This window comes from Sutterella massiliensis (genome assembly GCF_016899755.1).
Taxonomy (GTDB): Bacteria; Pseudomonadota; Gammaproteobacteria; order Burkholderiales; family Burkholderiaceae_F; genus Sutterella; species Sutterella massiliensis.
On the sequence record NZ_JACJJC010000002.1, the window covers coordinates 1 to 16111 of the forward strand.

Below are 16111 nucleotides of genomic sequence, written 5' to 3' on the forward strand. Positions count from 1 at the left end.
CGGTTCGTTGAATCGAATTTTTAAAGAACTGCTGAACATTTCGTTCAGCGCAGAATTGAAATCATATCGAAATCGATCCTGTTTGTCAAGAGCAATTTCGAAGAATTTTTAAAACCCGTCGTTTTGCGCTTGATCTCAACCGCTCCAGCGAGCGGCGAGTTTGCGTATTTTGCCGACGTCGACCCGATTTGTCAAGTCGAAAGTTTTCTGAACACGCGTTCGGCTTTTTTCTCATCCTTGCGAGCAGTCAGTGCGTATCGGGAAGAGTGCTCATTTGCGGCGGGACTGCAGCTCGGTGCGAACCCATAGAATTCCTACCAACTTCCCGCATTTGCGGCCGCATCACTCTTTTAGGCTCGAGGCCGCCAGCCCCGAGAGCCCCTATGTACAAGACTCGTTCGACGGAATTGCCCGGGCGCATCCGTACGCTTGCCCGCGTGCGCAATGCCTTCGCCGCGGCCGCCTGCGCGGCCGTGTTCTTGGGGCTTTTGTCGTCGCTCGATGCCATTTCGGAGCGCTTCTTCGCCCCGGAAAATCAGGCGAACGTGCTCGCCGCCCGCCCCTTCTCGCTCACAGGATCGCTGCCGATCAATACGACGGTCACGGCGCCGAGGCTCCTCACTCGGCTCGAACCCGAGACGACGCAAGTCCTCGTCGAAAAGTTCAGCGTTGTCGAGAGCTTCTTTGGCGGCGCACCGCAGTGGGAAGCGACGCTTCTCGTCGTGCCGCCGGCTTCGCCAGGCGTCTATCAGCTCTCGCTCACGCTTGCCGATGCAGGTTGGGCGATGCCGATCGGTCAAACGAGACTTGACCTCTTCACTTCAAAAGATGCGCTCGACGAGCAGAGCCGCTCATTCATCCTCCGCCACCTTGGCATCGGCCCGATCGACGCAGCGCTCGCGCTCCTTGCGCTCGCCGTCTTTTTCGGCGCACTTTTCGGACTTAGCCGCCGCTGGCACGCCACGGCTTTGGTCGAGCGAGGCTACCTCAAGGTCTATCACACGAAAGATGCGGGCGACGACACGCTGCTTTACTGTGCGGATCCGAAAAAAGTGCTTGAGATCGAGCGCACCTATCCCGTTCTCTCTGCTGCTGGCCAGTTCCTCGGCACGGCCGACGTCTCCGAAGCGGGCGGCCGCTACTGCGTGCTGCGTCTTTATGCAGCAAGAGCCCGTGCGGGCTGCCTCGTTTCGCTCGGCATTCCTTATAACGCCGCTCGCCCGTAAGCACGTCCGAGCGAACGCTGCCGAATCTGCCACCAAGTAATACGCGCCGAGCGCAAAACCTGCGAGCGGCGCGTTTCTCTATCTTTTTACGGCGGCTACTTGAAAGCGCAAGTCCGCGAGCGACACTCACTGAGCGGGCGGCACCCGCCGATACTCCACCTCGCCCGATTCGAGCCAGACCGTTTCCATCAGTTCGGGCTTCGTCGGCAGAAGCGGCGGCTGCGGTTCACCGAGTTTTTCGCTGTGCAAGTCGCGCAGATGCGCGGGGACACTGCCGCGCCAAGCACGTGCGAGCGTGACGTGCGCCTTGAAAGGCTTGGCGTCGTAACTCACGTTCTCTTCCTCAAGAATCTCGCGCACGCGAGCGGCAAGCGCCTCGAACTTTTCCTTCTCTTCCAGCCCCGCCCAAAGAATGCCGCTGCGAAAGGCGCCCGTATGCGAAAACTCAAAGCGCAGATCGACGGGCTCGATCTCGGCAATGCGCGCGGCGAGTCGTCCGGCCGTTCCGGCATCAATGTCGCCAATGAAGGCGAGCGTCAAATGAAGATTTTTCGCTCGAACCGCGCGCCCCTTGAGCGCGCCCTGCGACCGCATGTCTTCTAGGAGCTTCAGAAGCCTCGCGCGGCGAGGTTCCGGGAGCGTGAGCGAGACAAATGTCCGCATTGAAGTTTCTCCTTTCCGATGTCCACGCGCCCGCTCCTCGTGCCCATGCCGCTTTTCTTATATATGTGCGGCACTCGTTTTGGCCTTCTGCGCATTGCCCCCGCCCGAAAGTGCCGCATGTGCGGCGCTCGCTTATGGTTGCCGGCAAAACGCCACCAAAGAGAAAGCGCGCCTTCCTCAATCGGTCGACGCGCTTTTCTTCGATGAAGGCTTTCAAGCTTCAATGGCGGGCCTACGCCGTTCGGGCACAGCTCTTCCAAGAAGCTGCGCCGACCCTGACGAGGTTATTTTAGCCCGCAAGCTTACGGCGGTAGGCAGCATTGGCTTCAACGCAGTCTGCCACGAGCTTCGGGCCGTTATAGATAAAGCCCGTAAAGAGCTGCACGAGCTTCGCACCCGCTTCGAGCTTCTCAACAGCATCGGGACCGGTCATCACGCCGCCCGAAGCGATGATCGGAATTTCGCCCTTGACGTGTTCGGCGATGAGGCGAACGACTTCTGTCGAACGTTCGCGCAGCGGCGCACCCGAAAGACCGCCCGTTTCTTCCGCGTGCAAAAGCCCCTCGACACGCTTGCGCGAAATCGTGGTGTTCGTCGCAATGACGCCGTCAATGCCGTTTTCCATCAGCGTATCGACGCAGCGCAGGATTTCGTCGTTTTCAAGATCGGGAGCGAGCTTGACGGCGATCGGAACATGCTTGCCGTTGCGCTCGGCCTTGAGCTTGGCGCGACGATCAACGATGCCCTTGACGAGGTGATCGAGTTCACCCGCGCCCTGCAGCGTGCGCAGGTTCTTCGTGTTGGGCGAAGAAATGTTGATCGCAATGTAGTCGGCGTGGTCGTACACCTTGTCGAGGCACTTTTCGTAGTCGGAAAGCGCATTTTCGATCGGCGTGACGGCATTCTTGCCGATGTTGATGCCGAGGATGCCGCCGCGCAGACGGAACGCATCGGCGCTGCGCAGATTTTCGAGAACCTTGTCGACACCCTCGTTGTTGAAGCCCATGCGGTTGATCACGCCTTCGGCGGGAATCAGACGGAAAAGACGGGGCTTGGGGTTGCCCGGCTGCGCGAGCGGCGTGATCGTGCCGATTTCAACGTGACCGAAACCGAGACCGCCGAAGGCATTCACGCGTTCGCCGTCCTTGTCCATGCCGGCAGCGAGCCCGATCGTGTTCGGGAAGCGAAGACCCATCACTTCAACGGGGTCGTCGTCGGGGAAGTGCGTGACGAGCTTGTGCAGCCCCAGATGCACGATCCAATCGAGATTGGTCATGATCACGTGGTGGGCCATTTCCGGATTCATGGAAAAGAGCACGCGGCGGGCAAGAGGATAAAGCGACATGAGATTCCTGAAGGTTTGTTTTTTCGGCGATCCCGACAGAGCGTTCCGAAGTGTGTGATGAAGATGCACCGTTTCCGGCGCCTCTACCGTGCGAAGAACGCACGCCTGCACTCTGCAGTCGGACGACGCCTATATATTGGAGCATCTCATTATATCGTCAGCGCCTTCCGCAATACGCATGAGTTACCTCGAAATAGGTAACATACGATACACGCGTTCCTTTTTCGCCCATTAATAAGTTTTTACACGTATTTTTACGAAACCAGGGGGCCCTTTTTTGAGAGAGCTCTTGACGAAAAGGGATTCTCAATGCATAATTCAAATCTCGCTACTGATTAGCGAACAGAATTGCCGCGGGGTGGAGCAGTCCGGTAGCTCGTCGGGCTCATAACCCGAAGGTCGGAGGTTCAAATCCTTCCCCCGCAACCAAATTACTTCCGAGAACGACGAGCTCGGAAGCAGCGAAAGCCCGGTTTGAGAAAGCCGGGCTTTTTCGTTTTCCAGACTCGCTTTTCGGTCATCCGAAGCCAACGGTTCCTCTTTTCGACGCCACTTCTAAGCATCGCGCTTCGACCGCTCGGATGATGCGCAGCACCTCTGCGCGCTCAGCGTTGCTTCCTCGCTAAAATCCCCGCATCTTTCTTTGACCACTCCAATACAGACAACCTGAGAACATGAGCACGCCTCTGCCCGTCGACATTCCCATTCGCCCTGCTTTCTGGAACGTTCCGCTCTGGGGCGAAATCGGCGTCTACATCGTCGGTATTCTTGCCGTTTTCCTCTGCGGCTACGGCATTTGGAAAAACGTTCGCCGCTGGAAAGCGGGCGCGGCCGAAACGCTCGAAAAGGATCCGAGCCGCAACGAACGACTCGTTAGTGAAGTGGTGCTGCAGAAGCGCATCCGCGAAACGGGGCCGGGACGCGTGCACGCCGTTCTCGTTTTGGGCTTCTTTTTCCTTTTTCTCGGCACGGCTGCCGCAACGCTCGACTGGGACATCGGTCACTACGTCTTCGGCTCACAGTTTCTGAAGGGCAACGTCTATCTTGTCTACAAACTCGTTCTCGATACGGCAGGCGTAGCGGTACTCGCCGCGATTGCGATCGGCGTCTGGCGCCGCTACATGACGCCTTCGAACCTCCCGAAGGACGGCCGCTTCCTCTGCGCGTATCTCTCGCTTGCCTTCGTCGTCATCACGGGCTACCTCGTCGAAGGCTTGCGCTTGGCCGTGCAGCAGCCGCTTTGGATCGACTATTCACCCGTCGGTTCGATCTTCGCTTCGCTTTTCCTGCGTCTTTTCGGCGCAGAGGGTCTTGAAAGCGCACACATCTGGGTTTGGGTCATTCACGGCCTTGCCGCGCTCGGTTTCATCGCAGCCGTGCCTCTCACCTATTACGCGCACGTCTACCGCACGCCCGTTTCGATCTACGTGCGTAAGCCCGCACCGATCGGGCGTCTCGCCAAAATTGAAAACATTGAAGAGCAGGAAACGTTCGGACTCTCGACGATTTCGCAGCTCACCTGGCGCGAGCGCGCCATGCTCGAGGGCTGCACCGAGTGCGGCCGCTGCGACGCCGTCTGCCCGGCCGTTCGTGCAGGCACGCCCTTGAAGCCCCGCACGATCATCATGAAGCTGCGCGACCGCGCAGCGCAGGGCGACGCGGACGGCAAAGCGCTCACGGGCGACATCGTCACGCGCGAAGAACTCTTCTCGTGCACGACCTGCGGTGCCTGCGCGCGCGCGTGCCCGGCACAGATTCAGACGCCCGACCTCATCGTCGCGATGCGCCGTCACCTCGCGCTCGAATCGGGCGAATTCCCCGAAGGTGCAGCCGCTGCGCTCGAAAACACGGCCTCGGTGGGCAACCCCTGGGGGCTCGATCCGTACGAGCGCATGGACTGGGCGCAGGACCTTGACGTCCCTGTCGCAGAAGAAGGCAAGCACTACGATGTGCTCTACTGGGTCGGGTGCGCTGCGAGCTACGACCGACGCGCGCGCAAAATCGCCCGCGCCATGGTGAAGATTCTGCGTGCGGCCGACGTGAATTTCGCCGTCATGGCCGAAGAGCGCTGCCACGCGGAATTCGCTCGCCGCCTCGGCGAAGAGTACCTCTACCAGACGGCGGCAGCGGAAAACATCGAGAACTTCAGCCGCTACCAGTTCGACCGCATTCTCACGGCCTGCCCGCACTGCTTCAATACCTTGAAGAACGAATACCCGACGTTTGAGGGCGGCGCCTTTGAAGTGATTGACCACGCCTCCTTCATTCTCTCGCTTATCGAAGGCGGCAAGCTTCCTGCCGCACTCGCCCAGGATGCGACGCTCACGGTCTACCACGATCCGTGCTACCTCGCGCGCATCAACGGCATCACGCAAGCGCCGCGTGCCCTCCTCGCTCAAACCTGCACGAAGACGGTCGAGGCGCGCGAAAAGGGCGAATCAACCTTCTGCTGCGGCGCGGGCGGCGGCCAGATGTGGAGTGACGAACGCCTCGGCAAGCACCAGCCCAATGTGATCCGCATCGCGCAGCTGCGAGAAACGGGCGCTAAGCATGTGGCCGTCGCCTGTCCGCATTGCCTCACGATGCTCGAAACGGGCAAGTCCATGCGAAAGGACGGCGACGAAATCGTCATTGAGGATATTGCCGAAATCGTCGCGAAAGCGCTCCCCGAGCGCAACGCTTAAGCGGCGTAGCGGCGGGCGAGCAACGCCCGTCGACTGATCGACAAGGAAACGGGCGGTGCACCTTGCGTGCGCCGCCCGTTTCGTTGGAATGGAACGAAGAAATCAGAAAAGCTCGTACGGACGCGTGTTCGAGAAGTCCTTCGCAAAGGTTTCTTCCATTTCGACAAATGCGCGCATCGTACGCATGTCGTTGGCGCGCTGCGCGTTGTCGGGGCTGTCGAGCACGACCATCACGAGTCGGCGGTCGCCCACTTCGCTCTGCACGACCATGCAGCGGCCCGCCGCGGTCGTAAAGCCTGTCTTCTGAATGCCGATGCGCCAGGACGGGTCGCCGATCAGGCGATTCGTCGTTTTGAGGCTCACCGTCCGACGGCCGGCGCGCAGCTTGGCCATGGGCGCCGTCGAGGCCGTTCGGATTTCCTGGTATTCGTAGACGGCGGCAACGAGTTTGCCGAGATCGCGCGCCGTCGAGTGATTGCGGTTGTCGAGCCCCGTCGGGTCGGCAAAGAACGAGTCGGTCATGCCGAGTTCGGCCGCCGTTTCGTTCATGCGGGCGATGAATTGCTTCTTGCCGCCCGGATAGCTTCTCGCGAGCGCGTGCGCGGCACGGTTGTCGCTCGACATGAGCGCAGCCTTCAAAAGCGCCTCGCGCGTCATCACCATCCCGTTCGTGAGCTTCGAGTAAGCGTTCGAGCGCACGTAGTCCTCGCGCGTGATGCGCACTTTTTCGTCGAGCGGCAAGTCGCTCTCGGCAATCACAAGCGCCGTCATGAGCTTTGTGACGGAAGCGATCGGCAGCGGCACATCGGCGTTCTTCACGACAAGCTCTTCGCCCGTGTCCTGGTCAACCGCATAGGCAACCGAGCTCCCGAGAAGCAGCGGATCGGCGGTTTTTCTGAGCCCCGCGAGCGTTGCCTGCGAGGGCGACGAACCGGTGCGGCGCTTGGCGCGGCGCGCCTTCTTCGTCTTCTTCGCGTTCTTTTTAATCGACGTGCGCTTCGCGCTCGCTTTCTTCGTCGTGCGCTTGGCGGTCGTCTTCACTGCCTTGCCCTTCCCTGCCGACGTCTTTTTCGCCGTACTCGACGCGGCCGTCTTCGCGCTCGGCGCAGTGCTTTGCGAAAGCACGGGCGCCGCAAAAGAAGCCAGGCCGAAAGCGGCCGTCATCGTCAGAATCAGCTTTTTAGTCGTCAAAAGCATGGTGCGCAGCGAGAGAGGAGCGTTTGTTTGGTGAAGAGCAAATCGAAGGCGAAAATCAATCGCATTCATAGATGCGAGCCTTTTATTTTCTGCCGCCCGCAGCGCGCTAGCAAGAGTGAGACCGTAAAAAAATCGTAAATGCGTTCATCCGTGCGGACGAGTCCCGAGAAATGCTCGTTTCTCGTCCGCCCGTTGTTCGTTCCCGCCCGACTCGAGACCTCAATCAGAGTCTCGAGATAGACTGCCAGACGCGCTCGAGGCGCTTCACGCTCACGGGCATGGGCGTACGCAGCTGCTGCGCGAAGAGCGAAACGCGAAGCTCCTCAAGGAGCCAGCCGAATTCGACGAGGTGCGGATCGGCCTGACCGCGGCGCTTGGCGGTTTCGCGCTGCCAGGCTACAGAGAGGCGCTCGATTTCGCGGCGCTTCTCTTCGTCGCGCGCCTGGTCGTTCGGGTAGCGCTCGAGGCGATAGAGCACGGCCTTCATATAACGCGGGTAATGCGCGAGCTGCGCGAGCGGCACGCTCGTGAGGAAGTGCGGCGGGAAGAGGCGCAGCAGCTGCGCATTCACGTCTTCAAGAAGCGCCTTTTCGCCGGCAAAGCGCTTGAGCTTCATCGGAATGAGCGTTGCCGAAGCCACAATTTCGGTAATGAGGCGCGCAACTTCGCCTGCAACGAGCGTCAGGCGACCGCGCACATCCTCGCGCCGCGCGCGGAAGCTCGCTTCGTCGTTGGGCAGGGGTTCGGCCAAAGCGGTCGCCGTGAGCGCGCAGTCGATCACGTCGTTCTCGAGCGACTCGAAGCTCTCAAACGAAGTCGAAAGCCCCGGCACAATCGCCGCCTGCATCTGCACGCGTCCGAGCTCGCGAAGCGAGCGCTCGACAAACTTCACTTGTTCGCGCAGCGTCAGCCGGAAGAGCTTCAAGAGCCCTTTGCGATGCGCCTTCTGCGCTTCGATCGGATCGTCGAACACCTCGATCGCACAGGCATCGCCGCAGTCGACGAGCGCCGGATGACCGATGAGCGTTTCGCCGCGACGCTGAATTTCCATGAGTTCGGGGAGTTCGCCGAAGGTCCAGTCGGTGACGGCATCGGCTCCGGCCAAACCGCGCGCGACCGAAGCGTCCGCCTGCGCAACACTCTTAAAGGTTTCCTGCGCTTCACGTCCGAGCTCGGCGCGCAGCTCCGCGAGGTTGCGCCCCATGGCAAGCTGCCGCCCGTGCTCGTCAATCACCTTGAAGTTGAGGATGAGATGCGGCGGAATCTGCTCGGTCTTAAAGTCCGAGGGCGTGCAGGGAATGCCGAGCGTCGTTCGGATATCGTCGGCCAATGCCTGTACGAAGCCCGAAGCCTGCGGCGCGCCGTCCTGTGTACGCGTGAAAAAGCCCTTGGCGTACTCGGCAATCGGCACGCAGTGGCGACGGATTTTCTGCGGCAGGCTTTTGAGGAGCACCTGCGCCTTTTCCTTCACCATGCCCGGCACGAGCCACTCCGCGCGCACGGCGTCGATCTGATTGAGCGCAAAAAGGGGCACGGCGAGCGTGACGCCGTCCTTGGGACTGCCAGGCTCGAAGTTGTAGGTGAGCGCCATCTCGACGCCCGCCATCTCCAACTTCTTCGGGAAGTACTGCGTGCTCGCACCAGCAGCCTCATGGCGCATGAGCTCCTCGCGAGAGAGCCGCAGACGCTTGGCGTCCGGGTTCTCGTCCTTCGCGGCGCTTTTGAGCCACTTCGCCAGCGTTGCGGTCGAATTGACCGTCTGCGGGAGCACACGGTCGTAGAAGTCGAAGATGAGCGTTTCGTCGACGAGCACGTCCGGGCGGCGCGTCTTGTGTTCGAGATCGCGAATTTCCTTCACGAGCCGCAGATTGTGCTTCAAGAACGCGAAGTCGCCTTCGATTTCGCCTTCGACGAGCCCCTCGCGAATAAAGAGTTCGCGCGCGAGCGCGGGATCGTGCTTGGCGAAGCTCACGCGCCGTCCCTGATAGACGGTGAGGCCGTAGAGCGTGCCCTTTTCGAGCGCGACAACTTCGCCGCGCTTCTTCTCCCAATGGGGCTCGGACCAGTTCTTGCGGATAAGCGTGCCCGCGGCACGCTCGATCCATTCGGGATCGATATCGGCAACGCAGCGCGCGTAGAGCTTCGAAGTCTCCATGATTTGACCGGCGAGAATCCAACGGCCGCACTTCTTCGCGCGAATAGACCCCGGCCAGATCCAAAACTTGATGCCGCGCGCACCGAGGTAGGGGGGCGCACGGAAGTCGCTCTCCACGGCTTTCGAGCCGATGTTGCCAAGCAACCCCGAGAGAAGCGCGCGGTGCACTTCTTCAAAAGTGGCTGGCGCCGTATTGATGCGCCAGCCGAGGTCGGCGGCGAGGCGCTCCAGCTGGTGCTCGACTTCGCGCCACTCGCGCAGTCTGCGCGGCGAAAGGAAGCGCCGCTTCATCTCTTGGTCGAACTTGCGGTTGCTTTCTTTGTTGGCGCGCGCCGTTTCGACGTAGTCCCAGAGCTTCACGTAGGAGAGGAAGTCGCTGCGCTCGTCGGCAAGCTTACGGTGCGCTTCGTCGGCCGCCTGCTGCGCGTCGAGCGGACGCTCGCGCGGATCCTGCACCGAGAGGCCCGACGTGATGATGAGGAGCTCGCGCAGCGCTCCCAAGTCGTTGCCGGCCAACAGCATTCGGCCGAGCTTCGGGTCGACGGGGAGCTTCGCGAGCGTTTCACCCACGGGCGTGAGTTCGTTGCGCTCATCGACGGCGGCGAGTTCTTCGAGAATCGCGTAGCCGTCTGCGAACGCCTTCGGGGGCGGCGCCTGCACGAAGGGAAACGCCCGGATGTCGCCAAGCTTCAAGGACATCGCGCGCAGAATCACCGCCGCGAGGTTCGAGCGCATGATTTCCGGGTCGGTAAAGGCCGGTCGGGACGCAAAATCCTCTTCGCTGTAGAGGCGAATGCAGATGCCGTCTGCGACGCGCCCGCAACGGCCCGCGCGCTGATCGGCCGAGGCACGGCTCACGCGCTCAACGAGGAGCTGCTCGACCTTGTAGCGGTAGGAATAGCGCTTCACGCGCGCGTAGCCCGGGTCCACCACGAAGCGAATGCCGGGCACGGTGAGCGACGTTTCCGCGACGTTCGTCGCGAGCACGATGCGGCGCATGCCGCTCGGCGCGAAGACGCGCGCCTGCTCGGCAGCGGAAAGCCGCGCGTAAAGCGGCAGAATTTCCGTTTTGCCGATGCGCGTCTTTCTGAGATAGTCGGCCGCTTCGCGGATTTCGCGCTCGCCCGGGAAAAAGACGAGGATGTCGCCCGGACCGGCCGCCTCGAGTTCGCTCACGGCGTTATCGATCGCGCCGAGTATCGTGCGGTCGTCCTCTTCGTCGGCGTCTTCGATCGGGCGCCAGCGGATCTCAACGGGGTAAGTGCGTCCCGAGATGGTCAGTACGGGCGCTTTTTTGCCGTTCACGGCGAAATGCTCGGCAAAGCGCTCCGCATCGATCGTGGCCGAAGTCACGATCACCTTGAGGTCGGGGCGCTTCGCAATGAGGCGCTTCAGGTACCCGAGAAGAAAGTCGATGTTGATCGAGCGTTCGTGCGCTTCGTCGATGATGATCGTGTCGTAGGCCGAGAGCATCGGGTCGCCCTGCGTTTCCGCGAGCAGAATCCCGTCGGTCATGAGCTTGATGGTCGCGCCGGGGGCCGTGTGATCCGTGAAGCGCACCTTGAAGCCCACAACGTCGCCCGGCGCCGTCTTGAGTTCTTCGGCGATGCGCGCGGCAATGGAACTTGCGGCAATCCGGCGCGGCTGCGTGCAGCCGATGCGCCCTGTCTGACCGCGGCCGGCCATGAGCGCAATCTTGGGGAGCTGCGTGGTTTTGCCCGAACCCGTTTCACCGCAAACGATGACCACCTGATTTTCTTGAATGGCGCGAATGATTTCGTCGGCACGCTCGGAAACAGGGAGGCCCGGCGCGAGTTCGAAGGGCGCAATGGGATTGCGCCGCTCGGCCCACGAGAGGCGCGGCGCACGTTCGCCGCGCGAAGCGCGAAGGGCGCGCTCGCCTGCGGACTGCCCGTCCGCGCCAGGCAACCGGCGCTCGGCCTGCTTACGATCGGCAGCGCGACCGTTTCGCTCGGTTTTCTCCGTGCGCTCGCCCTTCCCGGAACGCGCACGTCCGCCATGGAATCCCTCGAGGGACGCCAGACGCTCGAGCGCCGCAGGATCGGCCGGGCGGGGCTTGCGGGCGCGGCGCGCCGGTGCGGCGTCACCGGCGCGTTTCTGCGGGTGCGAAGCCGTCGTCGGCGAAGCGGCTTTCGCGGCACCGCTCGAGCGGGGCTTCTCGCCCGCAGCATTCGCCTGCGCGCGGTCCCTCACTTCTTTACGACCGCCGCGATCGGCTTCGCTCTTAAGCGCCTCGGCCGAACGGAACACGGCGCCCGCCGAATTCGCGGCGTCCGCGAGAAGCGAACCGAAGGCGCCTGCGGCGGCCGCCTTCGAGAGACGCTTGGGTTCGGCTGCGGCAGGTTGGGGCTGTGCCTGCGCGGCGGACTTCGTCGCAGCGGCCGACTTTTTGCCCTTCTCCTGCATCGCCGGGCCGCGAACAAGCGCGCTCGCGCCCTTGGCGGCCGCCTGCTTCGAGAAGCCTTCGCGCCGCATGCGCAGGCGCTCGGCCTCTTCTCTGGCGCGTGCCGCCTCTTCCTTCTTTCTCGTCTGCTCGAGTGCGCCTTCAAGGTCGCCGCGCACTTTCTGGAAAGCGGCAAATAAAGCTCGATCCCCTGTCATGTCTCTTCGTGATGTTTTCGTGTATTTGTTCTTGCTTCGCCGCGCTGATTTGTATCCGGGCGGACCGCACGATGTATGTCCTGCGGCCAAGTTGCGCTCAAAGCGCGTTCTTTTCTTTCATTCGCTTCGCACTGGCGGCGCGCTCATCCGAGGCACACCGATTCGCTCGCACGATCGGCTTGCGAAGTACGGTGTCCTCACGTGCGAGCTGCATTCTAACGGGCGTGCCGTCGGCGGTTTCGCTAAACTCTACCGCACCGCATGCCGGGCGCTTGTGCGCAGAGCGGCACCTTGCCGCCCGAGCCCCAAGCGTCGGTACTTTTCAAACGCTTTACCGATATTAGAAGGAGGCGCTTATGGCGCGCACTGTTCACTGCGTCAAGCTCAACAAGGAGGCCGAAGGCCTCGACTACCCGCCGTTCCCGGGCGAACTCGGCGTGCGCATTTGGCGCAGCGTGAGTAAGGAAGCCTGGGCCGAGTGGACGCGCCTGCAGACCATGATGGTGAACGAGTACGGTCTCAATCTCGCCGACAGCAATGCGCGCAAGCACCTCATGACGCAGTGCGAGCGCTATTTCTTCGGCGACGGTGCGAACGTCGAAATCCCAAATTACGTTGCGCCCGAAGCCGAAAAGACCGAGTAATCGCTCACTTCGTCTTCACCGGTCCGCCTCGGCTACACGCCGGGTGAACCTCAGAAGCCCGGCCAAACGAAAGCCGCCCGTTCGAATCGATCGAAAGTCGGGCGGCTTTTCATTGGGTTTGCTTTCAGGCCCAGCCCGAGCCTATATCGACCGCCGGCATCCTCCGTCGACGGTCGCGTCAAGCACGCGCTCAGCGCTCAAAGGTCTTGACGCCCGCTTCCGTACCGAGAAGCAGCACGTCGGCGCCGCGGTTCGCAAAGAGCCCCACCGTGACGACGCCGGGCCACGAATTGATTTCGTCTTCGAGCGCCTTGGGGTCTTCGATGCGAAGGCCCGCCGCGTCGAGAATCGAGCAGCCGTTATCGGTCGTGAAGTCGCGAAGCGTCACCGTGGCGCCGAGCGCTTCAAGGCGGCGCTTTACCGCGGCGGCGGCCATCGGAATCACCTCAACGGGGAGCGGAAAACGCCCGAGCACGTCGACCTTCTTCGAAGCGTCCGCGATGCAGACGAAGGTCTTCGAAACGCTCGCGACGATCTTTTCGCGCGTGAGCGCGCCGCCGCCGCCTTTGATCATCGAGAAGCCCGGATCGATTTCGTCGGCCCCGTCGATATAGACGCCGATCCCCTCGTCGCCGAGCTCGTTGAGGTCGATCACCTTGAAGCCGAGCGCCTCAAGGCGCTTCGTCGAGCGCACGGAGCTCGAAACGCAGGCGGGGACCTGATCGCGAATGGCGGCAAGTTCGTCGATGAAAAGATCCACGGTCGAGCCGGTACCCACGCCGAGAATGCGGCCGGGTTCGACGTAGCGGATGGCTGCGCGCGCGACTTCGCGCTTGAGTTCGGTCTGAGAGAGAGCCATGGTAGAAGCCTTGATGTCTGTCTTGAGAGGTCCCGGGGCTGCGCGCTCGAGCACAGCAATGCGCCTCGGGCGTCGGCATTTTAGTCGGCGCCGTACCGGGCGCGTCTAAAATGAAGCGACCTTTTTTCGCCTGCCGCGCTTTCCTGCTCGGGCGTCGCGCCGATCGGCCGACGCGCTCCGAGAAAGCACGGACTTCCGATTCACGAAACGATGCCTCCCGTATACACCGAACAGTCCACGGCCGCCGTCTTTAAGAAGCTCAATACCGCCGACCAGGTGCCCAAGTTCACGAACCACGCGCTCTGGGCCTCTTGGGCTGCCGTGATACTCGTCGGGGTGCTCCTCGCAGGGATCGGCTTCGTCGTGATTGACGCCGACGAGCGTGTTGAAGAAATTCGCCTGAAGCAGTCGACCGACCTCGTCGTACAGCGCATCGAGTCTCGCCTTTTGGGCACGGCCGAACTGCTGCAGAAGACGAGCATGCGACTCATGTCTTCGTCGAGCCCCTATCCGGACGCCTATCCGATGGCAACGGCCGAGCTTTCGGCCAGCTCCCTCATGAGCGTTCGACGCGAAGTGCTCGAAATCGCCGTCGCCGACCGCAACGGCGTCGTGCTGCAGTCCTGGACCTCGCCCGCCACCCCCGTGCAGGAGCATTTTCTCCCCGGAGCCCCCATTGCCGACGCGGGCACGCGCACGGCGATCGGCGCCGTTTTTGAAAAGGACTCTTCGGCCGTTTCCGCGCTTTATTCGCGCGAAGACTTCAGCCGCGTCTACGTGAACGTTCTGAGTCCCATGCCGACGCGCCGCCACGTGCTCATCGCGCGCATCGACATCACGCGCATTCTTGAAGACGCAGCCCTGCGCAGCGACTCCGAGACCCTGGGCTACGCCTTTGCGTTTCTCTCGAACGGCGAGCGGCTCCCGAAGCTCGCCGTCGAGCGTACCGCCACGCGCAGCACCCCCATCGTCTACACGGCGCCCCTCAATCTCCTCGGATTCCCGCCCGCAGAAGACATCCGCGTCGAGGGCGTGAGCTACGCGCACGCGCTCTTTGCGATGAATCGGCTGCCCGTATTCGCGCTCGCGGGCTTCGGCCTCATGCTCTTTACGGCGGTGTGCTTCCTCTTTTACTACCAGCGCAAGCAGCACACCGCGCACCGGCTTCTCGCCGCCGAATATTCTCTTCGCCGCGCGATTTCCGAGTCGGCGGTCGTGGGGCTGCGCGTCACAACGGACGACGGGCGCATTCTCTATGTGAACGAAACCTTCCAGAAGCTCGTCGGCACCCCGGCCGAAGACCTGATCGGACAGACGCCGCCCTATTCCTACTGGAGCGACGCCTCGGAAATCGGCTCCGAAGAGGCCCTTCGCAGATTCGATCAGCTTGGCGGTCCCTATCAGTTCGAAGCCAAACGCCCAAACGGCGAAACGTTCGTTGCCGAAACGCGCCTCTCGCCCCTTTTTGACGAAAACAACCGCCAGCTCGGCGTGATCGGAGCGCTTTACGACGTCTCCGAAGCCGTTGTCGCCAAGCGTGCGCTCGAAGCGGCCAATACGCGCTTCAAGCTCGTGATGGACTCGCTCAATTCGGCGATTGCCGTTCTGGAGCTGCCCGACTGCCGGCGCCGACTCTTCACGAACCGCGCGTTCGACCGCATTTTTGCCGACTGCCCCGAAGCGGCGATGCGCGTCTTCACCGAAGCGATCGTCAATAACGAACGACCGGGCGGCGAAGGCATCTACGATCGCGACACGGGCCGCTGGTGGGACGTGCGCACGCAGGCGATCCGCTGGACAGACGGTCAGCCCGCCGTGCTTGCCATTGCGGCCGACATCACGACAAAGCGCGAACTCGAGCTCGCGCGCGAAGCGCAGATGCGCCGCGCCGAGTCGACGCAGCGCTTGGTGACGATGGGCGAAATGGCGAGTTCGCTCGCGCACGAACTCAATCAGCCGCTCGCCGCGATTGCAAACTACGCGGGCGGCTCCCTCTCGCGCCTCGAGGATTCGCGCCTCACGCTTGATCAGAGCGCCACGGCCTTTAAGAAAATTGCGAGCCTCGCCGAGCGCGCGGGCCGCATCATTCTTCGCATCCGCGGCTTTGCCAAGAAAACCGACCCCGTGCTCGAGCCCGTCAGTGCGGCGACCGTCATTCAGGAAACGATGGAACTAGCGCTCATTCAGGCGCGAAAGACCAATGCCAAGATCGACGTGCGCATCGAAGAAGGCATTCCGCTCCTTTTGGGCGACAGCGTGATGCTCGAGCAGGTGCTTTTGAATCTCATCAAAAATGCCGTCGAAGCGACCGCGCAGAGCGAAAACCGCACGATCGAAGTGCACGCCGAGCGCGTTTCGCCCGAAGCCGATACGCTTGACGCCGAAGGACGCGCACACATCGAATTCCGCGTAGTGGACCACGGTCCAGGGATCGACGAAGAGCAGAAGGCGCAGCTCTTTGACGCCTTCTACTCGACCAAGACCGAGGGGATGGGCATGGGGCTCAATATCTGCCGCACGATCGCCGAAGTGCACGGCGGGCGCATCCGCGTCGAAGACACCGAAGGCGGCGGCACGACCTTCGCCTTCCGCGTGCCCGTGGCGCTCGAGAGCGACATTGCCAAAAAGCGCGAACGTGAAGAAAAGGCCGCTACCGAACGCGCCGCGCGCGAGGCTGCGCTCGGCATCGGAAAGTCGGGCGGCTAAGCAACCTGCG

9 protein-coding genes and 1 tRNA gene are annotated in these 16111 nt (G+C 62.1%); 5 read left to right on the top strand and 5 right to left on the bottom strand.

Features of this window, described 5'->3' with window-relative positions; genetic code table 11:
- Positions 1 to 383 precede the first annotated feature (383 nt).
- Positions 384 to 1226: a hypothetical protein gene (locus H6A60_RS01405; protein WP_205101567.1), complete on the top strand. Its 843-nt coding sequence runs from the start codon at positions 384 to 386 to the stop codon at positions 1224 to 1226.
- A gap of 126 nt (positions 1227 to 1352) precedes the next feature.
- Here the strand turns inward: H6A60_RS01405 and thpR are convergent, their stop codons facing one another.
- On the bottom strand, positions 1353 to 1889 hold the full coding sequence (gene thpR, locus H6A60_RS01410) for an RNA 2',3'-cyclic phosphodiesterase (protein ID WP_205101568.1): 537 nt from the start codon (positions 1887 to 1889) through the stop codon (positions 1353 to 1355).
- Between the two features lie 289 nt (positions 1890 to 2178).
- The gene (locus tag H6A60_RS01415) at positions 2179 to 3234 is read right to left on the bottom strand and encodes a quinone-dependent dihydroorotate dehydrogenase (protein WP_205101569.1); all 1056 of its coding nucleotides are present in this window, start codon (positions 3232 to 3234) and stop codon (positions 2179 to 2181) included.
- Positions 3235 to 3586: 352 nt separating this feature from the next.
- Here H6A60_RS01415 and H6A60_RS01420 point away from each other — a divergent pair.
- Both H6A60_RS01420 and H6A60_RS01425 read left to right on the top strand, forming a co-directional pair.
- A tRNA-Met gene (locus H6A60_RS01420) sits at positions 3587 to 3663 on the top strand.
- A 245-nt stretch (positions 3664 to 3908) separates the two neighbouring features.
- The gene (locus tag H6A60_RS01425; RefSeq protein WP_205101570.1) at positions 3909 to 5918 is read left to right on the top strand and encodes a (Fe-S)-binding protein; all 2010 of its coding nucleotides are present in this window, start codon (positions 3909 to 3911) and stop codon (positions 5916 to 5918) included.
- 102 nt (positions 5919 to 6020) lie between these two features.
- Here the strand turns inward: H6A60_RS01425 and H6A60_RS01430 are convergent, their stop codons facing one another.
- A complete protein-coding gene (locus H6A60_RS01430) occupies positions 6021 to 7115 on the bottom strand; it encodes a D-alanyl-D-alanine carboxypeptidase family protein (protein WP_205101571.1) in 1095 nt (364 codons plus the stop codon).
- A 223-nt stretch (positions 7116 to 7338) separates the two neighbouring features.
- Positions 7339 to 11892, bottom strand: a complete 4554-nt coding sequence (gene hrpA, locus H6A60_RS01435; RefSeq protein ID WP_205101572.1) for an ATP-dependent RNA helicase HrpA — start codon at positions 11890 to 11892, stop codon at positions 7339 to 7341.
- Positions 11893 to 12248: 356 nt separating this feature from the next.
- On the opposite strand from hrpA, the gene H6A60_RS01440 reads away from it, so the two are divergent.
- Positions 12249 to 12536: an oxidative damage protection protein gene (locus H6A60_RS01440; protein ID WP_205101573.1), complete on the top strand. Its 288-nt coding sequence runs from the start codon at positions 12249 to 12251 to the stop codon at positions 12534 to 12536.
- Between the two features lie 190 nt (positions 12537 to 12726).
- Here H6A60_RS01440 and rpiA read toward each other — a convergent pair whose 3' ends face one another.
- Positions 12727 to 13395, bottom strand: coding sequence for a ribose-5-phosphate isomerase RpiA (gene rpiA / locus H6A60_RS01445; protein ID WP_205101574.1), 669 nt, complete (start codon positions 13393 to 13395; stop codon positions 12727 to 12729).
- 210 nt (positions 13396 to 13605) lie between these two features.
- On the opposite strand from rpiA, the gene H6A60_RS01450 reads away from it, so the two are divergent.
- A complete protein-coding gene (locus tag H6A60_RS01450) occupies positions 13606 to 16101 on the top strand; it encodes a PAS domain-containing sensor histidine kinase (protein ID WP_205101575.1) in 2496 nt (831 codons plus the stop codon).
- Positions 16102 to 16111: the final 10 nt, after the last annotated feature.

What these genes read in the sequence shown, in the direction of transcription:
- H6A60_RS01405 (WP_205101567.1), top strand. Translation starts at nt 384, where the DNA reads ATGTACAAGACTCGTTCGACGGAATTGCCCGGGCGCATCCGTACGCTT.
- thpR (WP_205101568.1), bottom strand. Translation starts at nt 1,889, where the DNA reads ATGCGGACATTTGTCTCGCTCACGCTCCCGGAACCTCGCCGCGCGAGG.
- H6A60_RS01425 (WP_205101570.1), top strand. Translation starts at nt 3,909, where the DNA reads ATGAGCACGCCTCTGCCCGTCGACATTCCCATTCGCCCTGCTTTCTGG.
- rpiA (WP_205101574.1), bottom strand. Translation starts at nt 13,395, where the DNA reads ATGGCTCTCTCTCAGACCGAACTCAAGCGCGAAGTCGCGCGCGCAGCC.
- H6A60_RS01440 (WP_205101573.1), top strand. Translation starts at nt 12,249, where the DNA reads ATGGCGCGCACTGTTCACTGCGTCAAGCTCAACAAGGAGGCCGAAGGC.
- H6A60_RS01430 (WP_205101571.1), bottom strand. Translation starts at nt 7,115, where the DNA reads ATGCTTTTGACGACTAAAAAGCTGATTCTGACGATGACGGCCGCTTTC.
- hrpA (WP_205101572.1), bottom strand. Translation starts at nt 11,892, where the DNA reads ATGACAGGGGATCGAGCTTTATTTGCCGCTTTCCAGAAAGTGCGCGGC.
- H6A60_RS01450 (WP_205101575.1), top strand. Translation starts at nt 13,606, where the DNA reads ATGCCTCCCGTATACACCGAACAGTCCACGGCCGCCGTCTTTAAGAAG.
- H6A60_RS01415 (WP_205101569.1), bottom strand. Translation starts at nt 3,234, where the DNA reads ATGTCGCTTTATCCTCTTGCCCGCCGCGTGCTCTTTTCCATGAATCCG.